Annotated in this window: 16 protein-coding genes and 1 tRNA gene; 8 read left to right on the plus strand and 9 right to left on the minus strand. The window is 71.4% G+C overall.

What is annotated here, in order from left to right:
• Positions 1–172 precede the first annotated feature (172 nt).
• Positions 173–1060 (minus strand): helix-turn-helix transcriptional regulator, encoded by an 888-nt coding sequence (locus IF29_RS0106285; RefSeq protein ID WP_030250720.1) that lies wholly within the window; start codon positions 1058–1060, stop codon positions 173–175.
• 218 nt (positions 1061–1278) lie between these two features.
• Between IF29_RS0106285 and IF29_RS0106290 the strand changes: the two genes are divergently transcribed.
• Together IF29_RS0106290 and IF29_RS0106295 are read left to right on the plus strand one after the other, a co-directional pair.
• The gene (locus IF29_RS0106290) at positions 1279–2658 is read left to right on the plus strand and encodes an MFS transporter (RefSeq protein ID WP_232242041.1); all 1380 of its coding nucleotides are present in this window, start codon (positions 1279–1281) and stop codon (positions 2656–2658) included.
• Between the two features lie 80 nt (positions 2659–2738).
• Positions 2739–2811 (plus strand) — tRNA-Ala (locus tag IF29_RS0106295).
• A 61-nt stretch (positions 2812–2872) separates the two neighbouring features.
• Here the strand turns inward: IF29_RS0106295 and IF29_RS0106300 are convergent.
• The 8 genes from IF29_RS0106300 to IF29_RS43250 all read right to left on the minus strand — a co-directional run bounded on the left by IF29_RS0106300 (position 2873) and on the right by IF29_RS43250 (position 11787).
• Positions 2873–3139, minus strand: coding sequence for a hypothetical protein (locus tag IF29_RS0106300; RefSeq protein ID WP_030250730.1), 267 nt, complete (start codon positions 3137–3139; stop codon positions 2873–2875).
• A gap of 518 nt (positions 3140–3657) precedes the next feature.
• Positions 3658–4617, minus strand: a complete 960-nt coding sequence (locus IF29_RS0106305) for a helix-turn-helix domain-containing protein (RefSeq protein ID WP_157623624.1) — start codon at positions 4615–4617, stop codon at positions 3658–3660.
• A gap of 56 nt (positions 4618–4673) precedes the next feature.
• A complete protein-coding gene (locus IF29_RS43240) occupies positions 4674–5243 on the minus strand; it encodes a nucleoside 2-deoxyribosyltransferase (RefSeq protein ID WP_030250736.1) in 570 nt (189 codons plus the stop codon).
• Positions 5244–5648: 405 nt separating this feature from the next.
• Positions 5649–6635, minus strand: a complete 987-nt coding sequence (locus IF29_RS0106320; protein ID WP_198037316.1) for a LuxR C-terminal-related transcriptional regulator — start codon at positions 6633–6635, stop codon at positions 5649–5651.
• Between the two features lie 52 nt (positions 6636–6687).
• Positions 6688–7725 (minus strand): LuxR C-terminal-related transcriptional regulator, encoded by a 1038-nt coding sequence (locus IF29_RS43245; RefSeq protein WP_030250741.1) that lies wholly within the window; start codon positions 7723–7725, stop codon positions 6688–6690.
• A gap of 252 nt (positions 7726–7977) precedes the next feature.
• Positions 7978–8739 carry a methyltransferase domain-containing protein gene (locus IF29_RS0106330; RefSeq protein WP_030250743.1) on the minus strand — a complete coding sequence of 254 codons (762 nt, stop codon included), beginning with the start codon at positions 8737–8739 and terminating at the stop codon, positions 7978–7980.
• A 67-nt stretch (positions 8740–8806) separates the two neighbouring features.
• Positions 8807–10327 (minus strand): NADH-quinone oxidoreductase subunit NuoF family protein, encoded by a 1521-nt coding sequence (locus IF29_RS0106335; protein ID WP_198037318.1) that lies wholly within the window; start codon positions 10325–10327, stop codon positions 8807–8809.
• Positions 10324–11787, minus strand: coding sequence for a hypothetical protein (locus IF29_RS43250; protein ID WP_051724951.1), 1464 nt, complete (start codon positions 11785–11787; stop codon positions 10324–10326). The genes IF29_RS0106335 and IF29_RS43250 overlap by 4 nt, the downstream gene beginning before the upstream one ends.
• Positions 11788–12101: 314 nt before the next feature.
• Here IF29_RS43250 and IF29_RS0106345 point away from each other — a divergent pair, with 314 nt between their 5' ends.
• From IF29_RS0106345 to IF29_RS0106370, 6 genes are all read left to right on the plus strand, one after another.
• The gene (locus IF29_RS0106345) at positions 12102–14228 is read left to right on the plus strand and encodes a S53 family peptidase (RefSeq protein WP_084713640.1); all 2127 of its coding nucleotides are present in this window, start codon (positions 12102–12104) and stop codon (positions 14226–14228) included.
• 263 nt (positions 14229–14491) lie between these two features.
• Positions 14492–17422, plus strand: coding sequence for a leucine--tRNA ligase (gene leuS, locus IF29_RS0106350; protein WP_030250752.1), 2931 nt, complete (start codon positions 14492–14494; stop codon positions 17420–17422).
• A gap of 151 nt (positions 17423–17573) precedes the next feature.
• Complete coding sequence (locus IF29_RS0106355; protein ID WP_051724952.1) at positions 17574–18170, plus strand: hypothetical protein; 597 nt, start codon at positions 17574–17576, stop codon at positions 18168–18170.
• Between the two features lie 57 nt (positions 18171–18227).
• Positions 18228–19067 carry a DegV family protein gene (locus IF29_RS0106360; protein ID WP_030250756.1) on the plus strand — a complete coding sequence of 280 codons (840 nt, stop codon included), beginning with the start codon at positions 18228–18230 and terminating at the stop codon, positions 19065–19067.
• 103 nt (positions 19068–19170) lie between these two features.
• Positions 19171–20034 carry a ComEA family DNA-binding protein gene (locus IF29_RS0106365; RefSeq protein WP_198037319.1) on the plus strand — a complete coding sequence of 288 codons (864 nt, stop codon included), beginning with the start codon at positions 19171–19173 and terminating at the stop codon, positions 20032–20034.
• Complete coding sequence (locus tag IF29_RS0106370; RefSeq protein ID WP_051724953.1) at positions 20031–22160, plus strand: ComEC/Rec2 family competence protein; 2130 nt, start codon at positions 20031–20033, stop codon at positions 22158–22160. Before IF29_RS0106365 ends, IF29_RS0106370 begins: the two co-directional genes overlap by 4 nt.
• Positions 22161–22257 lie beyond the last annotated feature (97 nt).

Here is a 22257-nt window from a genome sequence, read left to right on the forward strand (position 1 = left end):
GTGAAGGGCGGGCGCAGGTGCAGGTCGGGGCGGCTGCCGCGGCGATCCCGCTATTTCAAGCCAGAAGTGCAGGTCAGTGGCTCGATGAAGATCCCCTTGACAGGTCCGGGTAGCCCACTGCACCATCCATTGGTCCGTACCAACGACTCCGCGGAGGAGGTGCTGCGCCTGTTCAGTGCGTGTGGTTGACCACCGGCAGACCAGGGTTGGCCATCAGCCACTCGATCCGCAGCCGGCTCTCCTCGTCCTCCGGGGTGTAGACCACCAGCCGTCCCTCGGGCATGCCCATCGCGGTCAGATTGGTCGCCGACATCCGGACCTCGCCGACCGCCGCGTGCCGGAACACCTTGTGCCGGATGGAGTGGGTGGCCACGTCCTGCTGGGCCCAGAGCCGGGCGAACTCCGGGCTGGCCCCGATCAGGTCGCGGATGAAGTCCTCCCAGTACGGTTCGCCGACGTGCTGGCCGTAGCCGGAGCGCAGCACCGCGACCATCCGCGGCAGCTCCTCGGCGCGGTTGACGAAGGCGTTGCAGCACTCCGGGACCGTGGCGGTGCACCACATGGTGTTGCGGCGTCCCTGGTCGGTGAGGGTGGCGCCCGGGAACAGCGCCTCATAGGCGGCGTTCCAGCGCAGGACGTCATAGCGGGAGTTGGCGATCGCGGCCGGGAGCGGGGACAGCGCGTCCAGGATGACCTGGATCTCCGGGGTCAGCATGCAGGAGTCGGCCGCGGGGACCGTCGGCTGCAGCCCGGCCAGCGTGAAGAGGTGGCCGGCCTCGGCACTGTCCAGCTTCAGCGTCCGTGCGATCGCCCTGAGTACCTGCTCGCTGGCATTGATCGGACGCCCCTGCTCCAGCCAGGTGTACCAGGTGACACCGACACCGGCGAGCTGCGCCACCTCCTCGCGCCGCAGCCCCGGCGTGCGGCGGCGCAGACCGGGAGCCATGCCGACGTCCTCGGGGGAGACCCGGGCCCGGCGGGCCTTGAGGAAGGCGGCCAGCTCGGTACGTCGCGGGGCGGCGGCCGACCTGTTGCTGACGGGTGCGTCCATCACGCTCATGTGTTCATGGTGCCGGATCGGCGGGATCCCTGACAGGTACTCCCAGTACCAGCATCGGCAGGCTCTAACTACCTGTACCGGGCCGCCGCCACGATGGTCGCATGGCCGATACGCGAATCACTCCGAACACCACAACTTCCACTTCCACCAAGCCAGTTGGGTCAATCATCCCTGGTGCTGCGCCACCGGCGGCACCAGCGGCACCGGCGCCACCGGTAGTGGCCCGGCCGGGACTGCTGCTGGCGCTGATCCTGGTCGGCCAGTTCATGGCCGTGCTGGACGTCTTCATCGTCAATGTCGCCGCCCCGGTCATCCGCACCGACCTGCACGCCTCCGGGGCGGCCCTGCAACTGGTCATCGCCGGATACACGATCGCCTACGCGGTGCTGCTGATCACCGGGGCGAGACTGGGTGAGCGGCACGGCTTCAGCCGGGTCTTCCGGTTCGGCGTCGCCGGCTTCACGCTCGCCTCGCTGGCCTGCGGTCTGGCGCCCGGCGCCGACTCGCTGATCGGCTTCCGGATCCTGCAGGGCGTCGGCGCCGCGCTGATGGTGCCGCAGGTGATGAGCCTGATCCAGCGCACCTTCCAGGGGCCGACCCGGCTGCGGGCCCTGGGCGGCTACACCGCGGTCATCGCCGGAGCGGGGGCCGTGGGCCAGGTGGTCGGCGGGGCACTGGTCAACGCCGACCTGTTCGGCTCCGGATGGCGGCCGGTGTTCCTGGTGAACGTCCCGATCGGGGTGCTGCTGCTGGTCGCGGGGCGGAAGCTGCTCCCGGCGATCCCCGGCAACCGCGAGCGCAAGCTGGACCTGCTCGGCCTGGTCACCCTCGCGGCGGCGCTCGGCTCGCTGGTGGTGCCGCTGGTCATGGGCCACGAGGAGCACTGGCCGGTCTGGGGCTGGGTGGTGCTCGGCGCGAGCGTGCTGCTGTTCGCCCTGTTCGGGCTGGTGGAGAGCCGGGTCGCGGCGCGCGGCGGCAGCCCGCTGATCCGGGCCCGGGTGCTGCGCTCGCCCGGACTGCTGCCGGCGGCCTCCGCGCTCTTCCTGGTCATGTGCTGCGTCGGCGGCATCATGTTCGCGATGGCGATGCACGTCCAGGCCGGGCTCGGACTGAGCCCGCTCGACGCCGGGCTGGTCTTCCTGCCGATGTCGGTGGGGTTCGGGATCTCGGGCATGTACTGGCAGCGGCTCCCCAAGCGGCTGCACCAGCAGCTCCCGGTGGTCGCCCTGGCCCTGAGCGCGGTCGGCTACCTGGCCCTCGGTCTGCTGCTGCGGGACGGCCAGCGGGTGGGGGTGGCGGTCGAGGCCGTGTTCCTGCCGCTCGGCCTGATCGGCGGCTGCGCGTACGGCCCGCTGATGGGCCGCGCGCTGGGGCGGGTCGCCCCGGTCGACGCCGCGGACGCCAGCGGGGTGCTCGTCACGATGATGCAGTTGGGCAGCGTCATCGGCGTGGCGGCCCTGGGAACCCTCTTCCTGAACCAGGTGAGCTACCCGGCCCCGCCCTCGACCTCCGGCCACGCCCTCGCCACCACCACGGCAGGGGTCGCCCTGCTGATGCTCATCGGAGCGGTCCTCGCAGGTAGGAGGCGTGACAAGTAATTGGTGGGGCGCCTTCCCGACCGTGTACAGTGAGACACGTCGCGAGGGGGACCGGAGACGGAACCTCTCGGCGACGGTCCGGGGCTGTAGCTCAGTTGGTAGAGCGCTTGCATGGCATGCAAGAGGTCCGGGGTTCAATTCCCCGTAGCTCCACAACGGACAGCAAAGGGATCCGGTCAGGTCGCTCAGACCCGGCCGGATCTTCTTGTTGTGGTCAGGATGCCTGTGATGCCGGCGGATCCCAGTGCGAAACAGACACGGTGTCGTTCATCGTCCCGCTGTCTGCACTTGCGCCACTGAGCATCTGCTCCAGTTGGCTGACCTCGCCCTCTCGCAGCCCCATCACCTGCGCGATGCTACTCGGAGCCGCGCCCGCACGGAACGCGCGGACCGCAAGATCCCAGAGCTCTTGCTTGTGTTCGCGGGCTCGCAGATGGATCTGCGCCAGCAGTGGGATCGCTTCGGAGGTATCGCTTGGCATGTCCCCATCTTCCCTGGTTGGTGGTCAAGGGGGAAGTGCCTTTATGGGCGCGTCTCAAGATTAACCCCGTGGAGGGGTGTCACTGCTGGTGAATGTGACGGTGTGCCAGATGTTGCAGGGAGGGAGCCCGGTGGAGCTGCGGCCGATCAAGGTCGCTGCGGTCCCGCGCGCCTATCGTTGACGTGCAGTCATGAGATACGATTGTCTGCGTACTGGCATGATTGCCAGACTCTAGCGGGCATGACGGGGCACCCTCGGCCCCACCGAGAGGAGTCAATCAAGTGGAGCGCAGCCGAATTCGAATAGCAGTCCTATCGATGCTGGCGGTTGGGGCTGCTGTGGTCGGCGTGAGCACGGGTGCGGTCTCGCCCGGGGCCCTCGGTCTTCAGCGGGCCACTACGGTTCACAGTCAGAGTCATGTCACAGAAGCCGACTCGGTCTGGGGATTCAGTCCCCTGTCGGTGGCGTCGAACCAATAGAGCAGCAGCTGAGTAGGGCAGTTGATATTTCGTGCTGCCCTACTTGATGCCGTCCGGGAACCGTTCACGAAGCAACCAGCCGAGACGGATGGCCGAGTCGGTCCCGTACTCGTCGTTGATTTCTGCCCGCAGGCGGGTGACCATTCGTTCGCTGAGCTTCAGTTCGCGTGAGATCTGTCGAGTACTCTTGCCGTCGACCAGCATGCGAATAACGGTCAGCAGTGTTTCGCCGATCTGTTCTTCGCGGCTCATCTGACCCGGGAAATCCTCACCCAGACTCCAGAGAAGTTCGAAGAATTCGACCATTGCATTCACGGTCGACGGATCCTGGATGAAAACTGCCGCATTGCTGTCGCCCTGATGCGGCACGATCGCGGTGTCGTCGATGATGAACTGACGCAGCGGTAGTTTCGGCAGCGTACGGATACCCGCGCCGGCGGCGGTAACTGCTTCCATGTAGGCCCGCACGGCGACCTGTCGACGCACCGGACTGAGATAGATGCTTCGCACGTCCACACCACGCTGGATAACATCCAGATCCCGGCCCAGCACGGACTCGAGAGCTGTCTCGGGGCGCCTGGGCTCCGGGTGAATCGTCAGCATTCGCCTCCTGCTGCTCTCCAGCAGCAGACCCAACCGTTGGCCGATCACCTGCAGCCCGGTGACCACTTCGATCACACCGCTCTGCGACTTCTGAGCCCTCCAGTACTGCTGTGCGAGGGCGGAGGTCGCCTGAGGAAGGCGTGACACCCACACCAAATCCCGGACAATTTCCTCCAGCACGCGTGAGGACTGGCGTGCTGCAGCGAGAGAGGGGTCCACCGCGGCGACGATGTCAGGAAAGACAGGGTCGATCGCCAGCAGTCCGAACTCCATAAGGTGCGCGAGGGCGTCCTCACCGCCAGGCTGCTGCTTGACCTCGACCGCTGGAATCTGGCCTTGTTCAAGCACCAAGCGGTAGACGGCCTCCTCTTGGGGCGTCAGATCGCGCCGCTCCACCGCCAGCTCTCCCCAACCGTCGCTGTCGGCCTGTTCCAGGCCGCGTCAGGCTGACCTTAACTGGTGACGGTGGAAGTCGCACCCATCTCGTCGGCGCTGGGCCAGATGGTGTGGTCCGCCCAGTCCAGCGCGGTGACCAGGATCTGCTGGAGCGCTGTCGCGGACCACGAATTGTCGTAGGCCAGGGGGAAGACCGGGCAGACCTCTTCGAGCGATTCCACAAGGGGGTTGTGCTCGACCGCACGGTCGACCAGCAGGATGATCGGCTTGCGCATCGCCGAGGCCCAGCCGAGTTCCAGGGCGACGCCCGAGGACAGCGGGGAGCCAATGCAGGCGACCACCACGTCGGCGGCCATCACCGCACGGTGGGTGGAGGGGACACGGGGGCTCTCGGCAGCGCCGCGAGCAACCCAGGACTGGTCGTGATGCGAGGAGAAGACCCGCACGCCGCTGTTCAGCAGCGCCTCACGAAGAGCGGTCACTCGGGCCCGCAGGGCCAGGGGGAAGACGCCGTCGGCAGGACCGGTCAGGCGCAGCGAGGGAGTGGCCAGAAATACCCGCAGGAGCTGCGCTTCCACAGCTGCGGTCCTGTCGGCTGTGCCGTCCTCGACCAGGTACTCACTCATGCTCAGCTCCGTCGAGACAGCCGACAGCCCCGACCAGTTGCAAAGAACCAGGTCGGAGTGTCGGTGGGACTGGGATCGAGCGGCCGGCGCCGGCGGCCCTTCGGGGGGATGTCCAGAATCCTCGCCCGGACCTCGCACGCGTGTCCAGGTCTTCCCGTCGGCCACTGCTGGCATGGCAAGCGGTAGCCACATTCGACCGCAGGCTCTCTCGGGCTGAGCGCCCGGCTCTTCAAGGCCGGCTTCTGCAGAACCACTGGCAATCGCTGGCATGGCACATACTAGCCGTACTCAGGGCATGGACGCGCCAACTCGGAACGCGCAATGATCGGTGCACACCCCGGGCCGACCCTCCTCGGCGGTCCAGGTACGAGGCGCCGCGTCACCCCCGGTCGCGGCGCCTCGCTTTCAATCGTCGGCGTCGATGCCTCCTGCGGCTCGCGGCCCCGGGATCGACTGGCTGTCCTGCAGCGCCTGCCAGCGGCTGCCCAGCGCGTACAGGCTGGTGACGTTGAACTTCCCCTTCAGCTGGGCCAGGCGGTTGCTGAGTGTTCGCTCCGACACCCGGAGTCGGTTCGCGATGGCGTCCATGGTCAGTCCCTGGTCGAGGAAGCGAAGGATGGCCAGTTCCTCGTCGTCCAGAGTGATCGGCATGGGGTCCCTGTAGGCCGAGGCGCCGTCCCAGTGCTGGGCCAAGGCCCACAGCATCTCGAAGTGGTCGACGAAGTGAGTGACCACGTTGGGGTTGGAGATCTGCAGATGGCGTGCTCCTGGTCCGTCCGGCGCGGACTTGCCGGAGACCTGGGAAGCCACGGCCTCGGGGAGGAAGGCGATCCGTCGATCGACGATCAGTGCCTGGGTGAAGAGCCAGGGAACAGTTCGGACCTGCGCGCCGCTGCGAGTCAGCGCCTCGACATGGAAGCGCAGATGCTCCTGCTGCCGCGCCAGGTTGGGGTAGATCATCCGAACTGGGAGGCCCCGTTCAAGGGCGGCTCGCACACCCGCGGCCACTTGGTGCGCGGCAGTGTCCGGCGACCTTTGCGGGAGGCAGGCGAGGATCTCGTAGGCGACACCCTGGATCGCCTCGGTGACCGCCCCCTCGATGGATTCCTCGCCCAGGAGGAACTGGACCTCATCGCGCTCACGGGCAGCCTGACGGGACTCCAGTGCGAGCCTTTGAAGAGTTGTCAGCAGTGGCGCCGCTTCTCGTACCAGGGTCTCCGCCGTCGCGGTGTTGCGCTCACTCCACTCCGCCGCGACAAGGGCAGGGTCCAGCAGGGTCAGCCCGGAGGATGTCTCTCGGGTCTGTCGCACCAGACCGAGGGCGGACAGTTCCGCCACCTCCGATTCCCGGTCCCGGAGATCGAGATCGGGTAGCTCCAGGGGCTCCAGCATGCGTCGGAACAGTTCCTCGGCGCCAGGGCTCAGGACGGAGTCCGGGAGAGGTTCAACCATGCTGCACGCTCCGCGGGGGAGACGGCTCTGCGGGGAAGGGTTTCTGCTTCAAGCCCTGCCACTTGCGACCCAGACCGTAGAGCGAGTTGACCTCCATCTTGGTCCTGAGCGCTGTGAGCCGCTTTCCCAAGGTGCGTTCGGAGACCGACAGGCGCCGCGCGATCGTCTCCAGGGACAGGTCCTGGTCCAGGTACTCCAGGATCAAACGCTCCCACTGGTCAAGAGGCGGGGTGGCCTGGTCCCTGGCCGCAGTTCCGTCCCACTGCTGTCCCAGCGCCCAGGAGAACTCGAAGTGATCGACGAAATGCGCTACGAGTAGGGGGTCCTGGATGCACAGTGCCGTGGTGTAGAAGACTCTCTCGGCCTGCACCGCGACCTCCTGGAAGAATTCGCTGAGCCCATTGGTCGGCATGAACGCGAGCTTGCGGTCGACGATGATGGCCCGGGTGAACGGCCATGGGACGGTGCGCACGAGCTCCCCGGCACGGGTGGTGCGCCGGATGTGGTCACGCATCATGGGCTGCTGTCGCTGATTGGTCTGGTAGATCGTCCGGATCGAGACTCCCCGGTCCAGTGCCGCCCTGTCGCGGAGGAAGGCAGTGTCCAGGTTCTCCTGGGTGCGCCCACCGTGCGGTTGGGCGCACAGCATCTCGAACTCGACGTTCTCGACCGCTTTTGCGATCGCCGCATCGATCGCCTCCAGACCCCGCAGATATGCCACTGGTCCGCTGGAGCCCCGTTGGGCCTCGTCAAAGGCTTCGGCGATGCCGGCCATGCTCTGCTGCACCACTGCGGCCTCCTGCAGCAGTGCGTTGACCTCGGCGGCCAGTTGACGGCTCAACTCCAGCCCCACGGCCCCCGGGTCGTGCAGGACGAGGCCGCCCTGTGCGTGTCGGCTGACGAGGCCCAGGTGCAGGAGTTCGTCCAGTTCCTCCGACGGGGCGGTCTCCTGCGCTGACGCCCCGTTGCGGACCAGTTCTGCGTACAGCAGTTCGGCCTGCTTGCTCAGCCCCGTTGTACCGGTTTCCACCGACGTTCTCCCCGATCGGATCTGCTGTCATCCCCCCAAGAGCGCAAGAGCGGTGTCGATCCTAGCCACACCCCGTACGGGAGTTCGATGTCTGAAGCCTGTGAGGTGTTCCGGTTTCCGCAGTTTCCGGTTCAGGCAGGGCTAATCACTTGTTCGAAGGCAGTCTGATGATCATTGTTGACATGGCATATGCGCGCAGGGGGCAGCTGCACCAGCGACCTGCTGCCCCCTGCGCGCTTCGTGCCTTGTGCCTCATCCCGCCCTGCGGGCCTCGATCAGGAAGCGCGTGGTGTGCGCCACGAACGGGCCGTCACCGCGGATCTGCCGGTCCAGCTCGCGCAGCCGCTCGCGGTACTGCTCGACGGTGAAGCCGGGGACCATCCAGATGACCTTGCGCAGGAAGTAGACCACCGCGCCGATGTCGAAGAACTCGGTACGCAGGGTCTCCGCGCGCAGGTCCACGACCTCCAGGCCGGCGGCCTCGGCCGCTTTACAGGCGTCGTCGGGATGCCTGCCGCGGCGGGACCGCTCCGGCTGCGGGCCGAGGAAGTACTCCACCACCTCGAACACACTCGCGGGGCCCACCTGCTGGGAGAAGTAGGTGCCGCCGGGCTGCAGCACCCGGGCGATCTCGTCCCACCAGGTCCGTACCGGGTGACGGCTGGTCACCAGGTCGAAGGCGGCGTCGGCGAAGGGGAGCGGCGGGTCGTCCTGGTCGGCGACCAGGACGATGCCGCGCGGGTGCAGCAGTCGGGTCGCCTTGGCGACGTTCGGCGGCCAGGACTCGGTGGCCACCGCCACCGGCGGTACGACCGGCGCTGCGGCCAGGACCTCGCCGCCCCCGGTCTGGATGTCGAGCGCCGCGCTCGCCCGGGCCCAGCGCTCGCCCATCGCGCGCTGGTAGCCCCAGGACGGCCGCTGCTCGGTGGCCCGGCCGTCCAGCCAGGAGAAGTCCCAGCCGTCGACGGACACCGAGTCGGCCTCCGCCACCAGTTCTTCGAAGCTTCGCATCATGGGTCCGATGGTCGCCGAGCCACCCCTCCGCAGCGAACCGGTTTTCGGTGCGGTCAGGGAGCCGGCGTCACTGACGGTGCTTCAGTCGGAGCGCCAGCGCGGGGCACTGGCTGACGGCGCGTCGGGCGCTGTGCTCCAGCCACGGGGCGATCGGGGTGGTGCCGATCACCGGGTAGCCGTGCGGTCCCAGGGCGACCAGTTCCGGTGCCAGCGCCGCGCACAGGCCGTGGCCGTCGCAGCGGGCCCAGTCCACCTCCAGCGTCGCCTCGGCGTCCGCGTCGGTGGCAGGCAGCGCCGAGGCGGTCTCCCCGGGCAGCGGCAGCAGCCCCTTGACCGGGCGGCCGCAGCCGCGTCCGGACTCGTGGACGGCCAGGTCCTCGGCGAAGACCGTCAGCGCGGACAGCACGAAGCGTGCCGAGCCGTCGGGGTGGGCGCAGGCGCCCCGGCCCCGGACCGAGGCGATGGTCCGGCGGGCCTCGTCCAGCGCGGAGGGGCCGCCACCGCCGGTGGCGAGCTGGGCCAGGGCGTCGGCGGTGTTCGGCAGGCCCAGCCGGCAGGGCCCGCACTGCCCGGCGGACTGCGCCGCCAGCCAGGCGGCGATCCGGGCCACCTCGCCGATCGGGCAGGTGCTGTCGGCCAGCGAGGCGATCGCACCGGCGCCGAGGGTGCCGCCGACGGCGGCGAGCCCGGCACGGGAGATCGGTGTGTGCGCCGCGTCCTCGGGGCGCAGCCAGGCCCCGTGGTAGCCGCCGACCAGTAGTCCCTGGCCGGGCGGGATGCCGCAGGTGTCCAGGACCACGCCCATCGGGGCGCCCGCGGGGACCTCGACCACCAGCGGGGGGAGTGCGGTGCGGGTCAGGGTGAGCAGCAGTGTCCCGGGTTCGGCCGGGGTTCCGACGACCGCGTAGGCGTCGGGACCAAGCCGGCCGGCGACGGCGAGCTGGGCGTAGGTCTCGGCGTTGGAGAGCAGGGTGGGGCGGCCGCGGACCCCGGCCGGTCCGCCGTCGCTGGCACGCGCCTTGCGGGCCGGGGGGACGGCGGGCAGCCCGGAGATGCCCCGGATCAGCGCGCCCGACTCCCCGGCGACGAAGCGCTCGGGCAGGCAGACGGTCCGGATCCGGCAGGGGATCAGCGACTTGTTGCCCTTCCGGCGGCGTTCGTCCACGGCGCGCGGTACGGCCACCTCGCCGGGGCCGCCGGCGCTGACCCCGACCACGATCTCCTCGGCCCCGAAGGCCTCGGCCGCGAGGCAGGCGCCGTCCAGGATCAGGTGCGGGGTGCGGGCCAGCAGCATCCGGTCCTTGGCGCTGGCCGGCTCGCCCTCGGTGGCGTTGACGACCACCACCGGGGGCTGCCCGGTGCGGTCCGCGGTGGCCAGTACGGCACGCGCCTTGCGGGCGAAGGGGAAGCCGGCCCCGCCGCGTCCGCGCAGGTCCAGGCGGTCGGCGAGGGCGAGCAGTTCGTCCCGGTCGTAGCGCGGCAGCGGTCCGTGCGCGGTGCGGTGGTCCTCCAGGCCCAGCCGCACGTGCTGGTCCAGGCCCGCGGTGAGCCGCGCCGGCCCCAGCCGCATGACCTCCGGGGCCGTCACCAACCGCCCCCGTGCTCGCGGCCCGGTGCGACCTGGACCGGGATGCCGTACGGCGGGGTGTCCCAGGTCAGGGCGGACCAGGCGCCGCTGTCGTCCATCCAGTCGGGGGTGGCGCCACCGGACTGGGCCTGGCCGGGCGCGTAGGGGGTGGCGAAGAGATTGGTGGGGACGGCGAAGCCGTGCGGCGGGGTCTCCGCCAGGGCCGGGTGCGGACGGGCGTTGAGGTCGTCGGACCAGGGGGAGGGCGCCGCCGGGTAGCCGTAGCCGCCGGACGCGGCGTAGGCGTAGTCCGGCTGGTAGGGGTACTGGACGTGCCCGGCGTACTGGCTGTGCTCGGCGTACGGGACCTGGCCCGGGTACGGGGACTGACCGGTGTACTGGGCCTGGCCGGCGAAGGCGACCGGCTCGGCGTACACGACCTGCTCGGCGTACGGGACGTACTGGGGCTGCGGCTGCGGTTGGGGCTGCGGCACGCCCTGGTACTGCGGCTCGGCGAAGTACTGCGGCTCGGGCACCATGTACTGCGGCTCGGGCACGACGTACTGCGGCTCCGGCGCGTACTGCGGTTCGGGCGCCGCGACCGGCATGGTGGCGGTGACCGGCTCGGACGCGTAGCCCGGCTCGGGTGCGGACACCGGCTCGGCGACCGTGGCCTCGATCGAGGACGGCAGCTGCGCGTGGACCGCGAGGGTCAGCTCCTCCTCGGCCGCGGACGCGTTCTCCCGGGACGGCTCGTGCGCCAGCAGGGTCCGGTCCATGCGCTGCCGGGCCTTGCGGCGCTCGGCCGAGCCCAGCATCCGGACCGTCAGGGCCAGCCCCACCAGCGCCGCGCACACCCCGTAGCTCCACAGCACGTACGTCGCCGCCGCCCGGCCCGCGGTCAGGCCGTGCGCCAGCGCTATCGGCCAGCAGGCGTAGGCGCTGCCGTGCAGCAGCCGCCAGAGCCAGGGGCGGCGGCTGCCCGCGAAGCGGCCGCGGACCGCACCGGTCACGGCCGCGAGCACCAGCAGGTCGGCGGCGATGGTGCCGATGCTGACCGCGAAGGTGGCCCCACCGCTGAACGGCAGGAGCACCACCAGCGGCGAGGCCTCCTGCTCGGCGACCTTGACCGCGATGTGGGTGATCAGGAAGCCCAGCGCCGCCACCGCCGTCGCCCGGTGCACCGACTGCAGCGCCACCCGCTGCTTGGGGGTCAGCACCAGGCGGTCCGTGGCGGCGAGGCCGCAGACCACCGCGGCGGTCAGGGAGAGCAGGCAGAACACTCCTGCGAAGTAGTCCAGGAAGGCCATCAGCCGGCCGGCCGTTCCGGCCAGCGCGCTGCCCATGCTGGGCGCGTCCGCCCCACCGCCGAGCGCCCGCAACGAGGTGGCGCCGAGGGTCACCGCAGCACACACCACCAGCAGGAACAGCGGGAAGGGGATGGAACGCGCTGATGCGCTGCGCTTGTTACGGGCGGTCATCGTGATGCCTCCGACTCGTCCAAGGGATGCCGACATGCGGCCCTGGATCGCGCTTCCCCCGAATCGCTTGCGTGACCGTGATGCTACCGAGATGTTCGGGCCCTCCCGGGGGGTCGGCCGAAACCCATACGGAGGTGAGTGTCGTGACCTACCGTTCGCGCACCCGGCTCACCGCAATGCGGCCGAGATTGGCCCGAACTGATGATTATTCAGCTGATGATCAACCAATCGGACGCAGCCAGCCGTTAGATCCGACCTCTGCTGCACATCGTCTTGAGGACATGTCAGGACATGCCCCTGCCAGAGAGGTCCCCATGCGTCCCACCAGAGAACCGTCCCCGTCCCCCCGCTCCCGCAGGTCATCGCGTTCCCGCGCCGCGGTGCTGCTGTCCCTGCCGCTGATGGTGGCCGGTGTCGCCGCGCCGTCCGCGGTGGCCCAGGGGCATCCGGAGCGGGTGGTGCTTCCAGCCACCCTCCCCGCCTGGGCCGCGCCCTCCGCGGACCGGGGCGAGTTGGCGGAGGCGGCACCGGTCACGGTGCGGGTCTACTTCGCCGGTCGGGACCGCAGCGGCCTGCAGGCGCTGGCACGGGCCGTCTCCGACCCCCGTTCGCGCTCCTACGGCCACTATCTGACGCCGAGCCAGGTCCAGCAGCGGTTCGCGCCGACGCCCGCGCAGGAGCGGTCCGTCCACGACTGGCTCACCTCGGCCGGGTTCCGGATCGTGGCCACCACCCCGCACTTCCTGTCCGTCCAGGGCGACGCCAAGGCGGTCCGGCAGGCGTTCGGCATCCAGCTGCACTCCTACCGCAAGGACGGCCGGACCTACCGCGCCCCCGCCGCGGCGGCCACCGTCCCCGCCGCCGTCGCCTCGGCGGTGCTCGCGGTGACCGGCCTGGACGACGCCCCGCACATGGCCAGCCCGGCGAGCGCCGGCACCGCGAGCGCCCCGACGGGGGCCGTCACCACGACCGGGACCGGGCACAGCCGGCGTGACCTGCTGCCCCCGCCCGAGGCGGCCTTCGCCAACTCCGGCCCGTTCTCCGCCTACTTCGGCGCCACCCCGGCCACCGGCACCCCGGCCGCCTACGGCAAGGTCCAGCCCTACGCCCTGCGCGGCTACACCGGCACCCAGCTGCGCCACGCCTACGGCGTCGACGGCACCCGGCTGACCGGCGCGGGCGTCACCGTCGCCATCGTGGACGCCTACGACTCGCCGACCATCGGGGCGGACTCCGCCGCCTACGCGGCCGCGCACGGCGACCCCGCCTACCGTCCCGGCCAGCTGAGCCACGTCGACGCGAAGAACTGGACCGACACCGAGGACCCGAGCGCCACCTCCCCCAACGGCTGCGGCGCCTCCGGCTGGTACGGCGAGCAGTCGCTGGACGTGGAGGCGGTGCACGGAGTCGCGCCCGGCGCCGACATCCTCTACGCGGGGGCGGCCTCCTGCCAGGACCCCGACCTCAGCGACGCGCTGGACCGGATCGTCGACGGCCGGCTCGCGGACATCGTCAGCAACTCCTGGGGCGAGCCGGAGAGCGGCAGCGACCCCGCCGCCGACCCGGTCTACGACGACATCTTCCTGCGCGGCGCGGCCGAGGGCATCGGCTTCTACGCCGCCACCGGCGACGACGGCGACTACAAGGCCAAGACCGGCGTCCGCGAGACCGGCATGCCGGCCTCGCTGCCCTGGGTGACCGCGGTCGGCGGCACCTCGCTGGCCACCGACAAGAACGGCGACTACCGCTTCGAGACCGGCTGGGGCACCGACACCGCGAAGCTCGCCAAGGACGGGAAGAGCTGGGTGAAGCTGCCGGGGACCTTCACCGGCGGCGCCGGCGGCGGTACCAGCGGCCGGGTCGACGAGCCCTTCTACCAGTACGGCGTGGTCCCCTCGAAGCTGGCCAGGGCCACGGCCAAGGGCAGCGGACTGCTCCGGCACCGGGTGGTTCCGGACGTCGCCGCGGTGGCCGACTCGGCGACCGGGTTCCTGGTCGGCCAGACCCAGACCTGGCCGGACCACACGGTCCGCTACGGCGAGTACCGGATCGGCGGCACCAGCCTGGCCACCCCGGTGATCGCGGCCATCCAGGCGCTGGCGCAGCAGGCCCAGGGCGGTCTGCCGCTGGGCTTCGCCAACCCGGCGCTCTACGCCCGGTACGGCACGCCCGCCTTCCACGACGTCACCGACACCCCGCTCGGCGCCGGCACCCTGCTGGCGATGGTCCGCAAGGACTTCCACAACAGCGCCGACGCGACCGACGGGATCGACACCACGCTGCGGACCATGGGCCACGACTCCTCGCTGAGCGCCGTCACCGGCTTCGACGACGTCACCGGGGTCGGCACGCCCACGGCGCAGTACCTGGCCTCGTACTACCTGCCCGGCTTCCCCGGCTTCGGAAGCCCGCACGGCGTCACCGGCGCACCGCAGCGCTGACCGGGGGCGGGGGCCGGTCGGCTGCGACAGGAAGAGGCGGAGGAAGGGCGGAGGAAGGGGCGGGCGGACGGATCCGGCACTGCGGTACCCTGTGCCCATGCGATCCGTGCGCCTGCTTCTTAGCCGGCCGCGCTGACGACAACCGGCTTCAGGCCGGAGTCAGCGTGGCGACCCCTCATGTAGAGGGGTCTTTCTGCGTTTTTGAACTGTTTGCACAGTCGGAGCAGTCGGCAGCGAGCAACCCCTGATGGAGTCTGAGGACGATGAGCGAGACCACACCCGAGGCGCCCGAGGCGTACCGCTACACCCCCGCTCTGGCGGCGAGGATCGAGAGCGACTGGCAGGACCGCTGGGAGCGCGAGCGCACTTTCGAGGCGCCCAACCCGGTCGGCGACCTGGCCGGTGACGCCGGCGCCGCGGACGTCGAGTCCCGTCCGCATGCCTTCATCATGGACATGTTCCCGTACCCCTCCGGGTCGGGTCTGCACGTCGGCCACCCGCTGGGCTACATCGCCACCGACGTCTACGCCCGCTACCTGCGGATGACCGGCCACAACGTGCTGCACACGATGGGCTTCGACGCCTTCGGGCTGCCGGCCGAGCAGCACGCCGTGGCGACCGGCACCCACCCCCGGGTGTCCACCGAGGCCGCCATGGAGATGTACCGGCGCCAGCTGCGCAGCCTGGGCCTGGGCCACGACAAGCGGCGCTCGATCGCCACCATCGACCCCTCGTACTACCGCTGGACCCAGTGGATCTTCCTGCAGATCTTCAACTCCTGGTACGACCCGCAGGCCGGCCCGGTCGGCGAGTCCGGTCCCACCGGCGCGGCCCGCCCGATCACCGAGCTGGTGGCCCGCTTCGAGCGCGGCGAGCAGGCCACCCCGGACGGCCGCCCCTGGGCCGAGCTGAGCGCGGTCGAGCGCGGCGAGGTGCTGAGCGACTACCGGCTGGCCTACATCAAGCAGGCCCCGGTCAACTGGTGCCCCGGGCTGGGCACGGTGCTGTCCAACGAGGAGGTCACCGCGGACGGCCGCTCCGAGCGCGGCAACTTCCCGGTGTTCAAGTCCAACCTGCGCCAGTGGATGATGCGGATCACCGCCTACGGCGACCGGCTGATCGACGACCTGGACCTGCTGGACTGGCCCGACGCCATCAAGCTGCAGCAGCGCAACTGGATCGGCCGCAGCGAGGGCGCCAAGGTCGCCTTCGCCGTCGCCGGCCACCAGGACGCCTCGATCAGCATCTTCACGACCCGTCAGGACACCCTGTTCGGCGCCACCTACATGGTGCTGGCGCCCGAGCACGAGCTGGTCGACAGCATCGTCCCGGCCGCCTGGCCCGGCGCCGACCTGCCCGAGGAGTGGACCGGCGGCCACGCGAACCCGGCCGAGGCCGTCACCGCCTACCGCAAGCTGGCCGCCAGCAAGTCCGACGTGGAGCGCCAGGCCGACGCCAAGGCCAAGACCGGCGTCTTCACCGGCGCCTACGCGGTCAACCCGGTCAACGGCGAGCAGATCCCGGTCTTCATCGCCGACTACGTGCTGATGGGCTACGGCACCGGCGCGATCATGGCCGTCCCGGCGCACGACGTCCGTGACTTCGCCTTCGCCCGTGCCTTCAAGCTGCCGGTGCGCTGCGTGGTGCAGCCCAGCGACGGCCGCGGCACCGACGCCTCGCAGTGGGACGACGCCTTTGTCTCCTACGACGCGGCGATCGTGAACTCCGCCACCTCCGCGGTCTCCGAGGATGGATCTGGAGTGTCGCTGGACGGCCTGGGCGTCGTCGACGCCAAGCGCACCATCACCGAGTGGCTGGCCGCCCGCGGCATCGGCGAGGGCACCGTCAACTTCAAGCTGCGCGACTGGCTGTTCAGCCGTCAGCGGTACTGGGGCGAGCCCTTCCCGATCGTCTACGACGAGGACGGCGTGGCCCACCCGCTGCCCGACTCCATGCTGCCGGTCGAGCTGCCCGAGATCGACGACTACTCGCCGCGCACCTTCGACCCGGACGACGCCGACACCTCCCCGGAGACGCCGCTGTCGCGCCGCGAGGACTGGGTCACGGTCGAGCTGGACCTGGGACTGGGCGACGGTGTGCGGACCTACCGCCGCGAGACCAACACCATGCCCAACTGGGCCGGCTCCTGCTGGTACGAGCTGCGCTACGTCGACCCGGACAACACCGAGCAGGTCGTCGACCCGGTCAACGAGCAGTACTGGATGGGCCCGGACGCGGCCAAGCCGGCCGGCGGCGTCGACCTGTACGTCGGCGGCGCCGAGCACGCCGTGCTGCACCTGCTGTACTCGCGGTTCTGGCACAAGGTGCTGTTCGACCTGGGCTACGTCAGCTCCAGGGAGCCGTTCCACAAGCTGTTCAACCAGGGCATGATCCAGGGTCAGGTCTACCGCGACTCCCGCGGCTTCCCGGTACCGGCGGCCGAGGTGGAGGAGCGCGACGGCGCCTGGTTCTACCAGGGCGAGCAGGTCAGCCGGGAGATCGGCAAGATCGGCAAGTCGCTGAAGAACGTGGTCGCGCCGGAGGAGGTCACCGGCGAGTACAGCGTCGACACCCTGCGGCTGTACGAGATGGCGATGGGCCCGCTGGACGTCTCCCGCCCCTGGGACACCCGGGCCGTGGTCGGCTCGTTCCGCTTCCTGCAGCGGCTGTGGCGCACCGTGGTGGACGAGGAGTCCGGCGCGCTGGTGGTCACCGACGAGGTGCCGGACGAGGCCACCCTGCGGGCGCTGAACAAGGCCATCGACGGGATCCGCACCGACCTGGCCGGGCTGAAGTTCAACACGGCGGTCGCCAAGGCCACCGAGCTGAACAACTTCCTGGTCAAGCGGGGCTCCACGCCGCGGGTGGTGGCCGAGCAGGTGGTGCTGCTGGTCGCGCCGCTGGCCCCGCACATCGCCGAGGAGCTGTGGAGCCGGCTGGGCCACTCGACCTCGCTGGCGCACCACCCGCTGCCGGTAGTCGACCCGGAGTACCTGGTCGACGAGACGGTCACCTGCGTGGTGCAGGTCAAGGGCAAGGTCAAGGCCCGGCTGGAGATCCCGCCGACCATCTCGGACGCGGACCTGGAGGCGCTGGCGCTGGCCGACCCGGCCGTGGTCGCGGCGCTGGGCGGCACCGAGGTGCGCAAGGTGATCGTCCGGGCGCCCAAGCTGGTGAACATCGTCACCGGCTGACACGGCCCGCGCGGCTGTCGCCGATGCTCAGGGGGATCCCGTTCGGGGTCCCCCTGACCTTTCCCTGGCTTTCGCCGTTCGCGGCCGGATCGGGTAGGCGGCGGGGTGAGCGCGGCTTACCGTGGGGTGAGGCCTGGGAAGGGACCCCACTGTGGAACTGTTGGTCGTGCTGATCGGACTGCTCGTCGTGCTGGCGGGCACGGTCGTCGGGGTGGCGGCGCTGGCCGTGGTCAAGACGAAGCGGGCGGTGGCCAAGGCCGCCCCGCAGGCCCGGCGCGCGGTCGAGGACGTCGGCATCAAGGCCAGGTCGCTGACCCGGGGCGGGGTGCAGGGACGGGTCTCCGCGCTGCGGGCCGAGGTCAGGGGGGCGCTGGCGGCCTCCCGCCGGGTGCTGGAGACCGGCGCGGTGGAGGACGCCCAGCTGGGCGACGCCATGGCGCTGCTCGGCCGGCTGGAGGGCCACGCCGCGGTGCTCGACGGCGAGCTTCGACTGCTGGAACGGGAGCCCGAGCTCAGCAGGGTCGAGGCACGGTTCGCGGTGGCCAAGGAGCGCGGCGAGCGGATCGTCCACCTGGCCTCGTCGCTGCGCTGGGCCGCGCAGGACCGGCTGCACCGCTTCGCGGACGAGGACCTGCTGCGGTTGGGCGAGGAGTGCGAGGCGGAGGCCGGGGCGCTGCGGCACTGGGCACCGGTCGAGGACGTGGCCGTGCCGGTCGCGGACAGGGCCGCGAAGCGCCTGCCCGGCTGATGTCAACAGGGGTTTCGGCCCTGTCCCTGGTAGGTCCTGGCAGGTAATCTCCCCGATATGCCCGTCGCTCTGGTCACCGATTCCACCGCCTACCTCCCGGACGAGGCGGTAGCGCGGCTCGGCATCGACGTGGTGCCGCTGAGCGTGGTGCTGGGCGACCAGGTGCTGGAGGAGGGGATAGAGGTCACGCCGGGGGACGTGGCCGAGGCGCTGCGGCGAAAGGTGCAGGTCACGACCTCGCGGCCGAACCCGGAGGCCTTCGCGGCGGCATATCGGGCCGCCGCCGGGCGCGGCGCCGACGGCGTGGTCTCGCTGCATCTGTCGGCGGAGCTCTCCGGCACCTACGAGGCGGCGGTGCTGGCGGCCGAGGCGGCGGAGATCCCGGTACGGGTGGTGGACACCCGGATGGTCGCCATGGCGCTCGGCTACTGCGTACTGGCCGCTGCCGAGGTGGCCGGGAAGGGCGGCGGGATCGACGAGGTCGCCGCCGCGGCCGAGAAGCGGGCCGGGGCCACCACCGGGTTCTTCTACGTGGACACCCTGGAGTACCTGCGGCGCGGCGGACGGATCGGCGCGGCCCGGGCGATGCTGGGCTCCGCGCTGGCGGTCAAGCCGCTGCTGCACCTGTCCGGGGGCCGGATCGAACCGCTGGAGAAGGTGCGCACCTCCAGCCGGGCCATCGCACGGCTGGAGGAGATCGCGATCCAGCAGGCCGGCGCCGACGAGGTCGACCTGGCGGTGCACCACCTGGCGGCCCGGGACGGGGCGGAGCAGCTCGCCGAGCGGCTGCGGGAGCGGGTCCCCGGGCTGCGGGAGCTGTACGTCGGCGAGGTGGGCGCGGTGATCGGGGCCCACGTCGGGCCGGGACTGCTGGCGGTCGTCGTCTCGCCGCGCTGAATCTCACCCCTGCGGGTGAGCGGGTTCTGCACACCCCCGGGTCTGTCCACAGGGCGTCAGCAGGCGTGCGGCAGGCGGCTTTCACGGGTCTAGCGTCGGCGCCATGAGGACCTTGACGCGGGACCGCGACACAACCACAGAGCTGGTGCGACAGCGCATGGACGCGCTGTTCGAACCCGGGCCCGCGGGGCGCGGACGGGGAGGCGGGTCGGCAGCGCGAGCCCCGTTGGCGGCCGCGGCGCCGCCTGCGCCGGGGGCGGGGCCGTCGCCCGAGCCGGCGCCCCTGCCGGTACGGCGGCGGCTGCCGCTGGCCCTGCAGGAGCGGCTGGACCTGGACCGGCGGGCGGTGGTCGGCCTGTCCGTGCTGCTGGTGCTCGGCGTCGGCTACGGGGCGCAGCAGTTCTGGGCGGGACGACCGGAGCCGGTCGCCGTTCCGACGGCCGAGGTCAGCGCCGGCGCCTCACTGTCACCGCCGCTGTCGTCGACGCTGCCGTCCGCGGCGTCGTCGGTACTGGTGCCTTCCGGGGCCGGGGCCGGGGCCGGGGTCGCTGGCGGGGTGGTCGTCGATGTCGCCGGGCGGGTCCGGGAGCCGGGCGTGCGGACGCTGCCGGCCGGGTCACGGGTCCAGGACGCCTTGAAGGCCGCCGGGGGAGCGGCGCCGGGAACGGATCTGACCGGATTGAACCTTGCGCGGCGGCTGAACGACGGCGAGGAGATCATCGTGGGCGCCGCTCCGGGGGCGGCCGGCGCCAGCGGCTCCTCCGCACGTCCGGCCGGTCCGCTCAGCCTGAACTCGGCGACCGTCGAGCAGTTGGACGCGCTGCCCGGCCTCGGTCCGGTGCTGGCGCAGCGGATCATCCAGTACCGGGACCAGCACGGCGGCTTCACCTCGGTGGACCAGCTGCGCAAGGTCAGCGGTTTCGGCGAGCGTCGGCTCGCCGATCTGCGGGCCAAGCTCCAGCCATGAGCGGCCCGGGCGCGGGCGCGGAGGAGCAGGGGAAGCCGCCTCCCGACCTGCGGCTGGTCGGTCCCGCACTGGTGGTGTGGACGACGACGGCCGTGGTGCTGGGCGCCGGCCCCGGCGCGGTGCTGCGGGTGGTGGCCGGGGTCGTCGCCGCGGTCTGCGGGGTCGTGCTGCTGCTCTGGTCCGGACGGCGCTCCCGTGGGCGTCAGCTCGCCGGGCTGCTGCTGAGCGTCGGCGCCGCCGCGCTGGCCGCGACACTGGCCACCGCCGACCTGCACCGGGGACCGCTGCCGGGGCTGGCGCGGCGTCAGGCCGTGGTGGAGGCCCGGCTCACGGTCACTCGGGATCCCCGGGAGGGCGCGGGCGGCGGGGCGGCGCCCTACGTCGTGGTCCGGGCGACCGTCGACGAGGTCGAGGGCATGTCGGTGCGCACACCGGTCACGGTGCTGGCCGAGGGCGCCGAGGCCGGGCGCTGGCTGGCGCTGCTGCCCTCGACCCGGCTGGCGGTGTCGGGACGGCTGCGCCCGGTCGAGGGCGGGGACGTCGCGGTGCTGCTGGTGGTCCGCGGGCCGCCGCAGGTGGTGACCGGTCCGGACACGGTGCAGCGGGCGGCCGGTGCCCTGCGGGCCGGGCTGCGTTCGGCCGCCCGGCCGCTGGAGCCCGACCCCAGGGCGCTGCTGCCGGGCCTGGTGGTGGGGGACACCAGCGCGGTGCCGCCGGATCTCGACGAGGCCTTCAAGGCGACCGATCTCGCGCACATCACTGCCGTTTCAGGCGCGAATTTGAGCATCGTCCTGGTGCTGCTGGTCGGTGCGGCGGCGCGGGCGAGGACGGTGGAGCGCGGCGGGCTGGCGGCCCGGGTGGGGCTGCCGCTGCGGGTCACGGCCGGTGGCGGGGCGGCGCTGACGGTGGGGTTCGTGATCCTCTGCCGTCCGGATCCCAGCGTGCTGCGGGCCGCGGGCACCGGCCTGATCATGCTGCTGGCGCTGGCCACCGGCCGCCGGGCGGCCCCGCTGGCGGCCCTGGCCGGGGCGACCCTGCTGCTGATGCTGGTCGATCCCTGGCTCGCCCTGTCCTACGGGTTCGCCCTCTCGGCCATGGCCACCGCCGGGCTGCTGACACTGGGTCCGCGCTGGGCCGAGGCGCTGACCCGTCGGGGCTGGCCCGGCTGGGCGGCCGAGGCGCTGGCCTGCGCGGCGGCCGCACAGGTGCTGTGCGGGCCCCTGCTGGTGGTGAAGGCGGCGCGGGTGAGCCTGGTGGCGATCCCGTGCAATCTGCTGGCCGAGGCGGCGGTCGCCCCGGCCACGCTGCTGGGCTTCGCGGCGCTGGCCGCGGCACCGGTGTCGATGGCCGTGGCGGAGTTCCTGGCCTGGCTGGCGTCCTTCCCCACGGACTGGATCATCGCCCTGGCTCGGTTCGCCGCGGACCTGCCCGGTGCCGAGGTCGCCTGGCCCGGCGGCTGGGGCGGTGCCGTCCTGCTGGCGGCCGTCAGCTGCGCGGCGGTGGCCTGCCTGCCGGTGCTGCGGCACCCTGCGGTCGCCGTGCTGCTGGCGCTGTCGCTGCTCGCAGTGCTGCTGCGTCCGGCGCCGCTGACCAGGCTGGTGACCGGCTGGCCGCCGGACCACTGGCGGGTCGTCATGTGCTCCGTGGGGCAGGGCGACGCGGAGGTGGTCTCGGCCGGGTCCGGTTCGGCGCTGGTCATCGACGCCGGCCCGGACCCGCATGCCGTGGACCGGTGCCTGCGCAGCCTGGGGGTGGTCCGCATCCCGTTGCTCCTGCTGACGCACGACCACGCGGACCACGTCGAGGGACTGCCCGGGGTGCTGCACGACCGGCAGGTGGGCGCGATCGAGACCACCCCCAGCCAGGACCCGCCGGCCGAGTGGGCCAGGATCCGCCGCTGGGCCGGCCAGGCCCGGGTCCCGCTGCTCACCGCGGCCCCCGGCGAGAGTCGGGGCCTGGGCGAGCTGCACTGGCAGGTCCTGTGGCCGGACGGCCCGCTGGACTCCGCCGTCCGCGGTCCCAACAACGCCAGCGTCGCCCTGCTGGTGACCGCCCCGGGCCTGCGGATGGCCTTCCTGGGCGACCTGGAACCCCCGGCCCAGTCCCGCCTCATGGAACACCTGTGAGAATGTCAGTCGCGGTTGGCACTTTATGAGTGCACTGGCCTGCGGTGCCGACGCCTTCCGACAGTCATGGTTGGCACTGAATATCAATGGAGGGTGG

The organism is Streptacidiphilus jeojiense (genome assembly GCF_000719095.1).
GTDB lineage: Bacteria > Actinomycetota > Actinomycetes > Streptomycetales > Streptomycetaceae > Streptacidiphilus > Streptacidiphilus jeojiensis.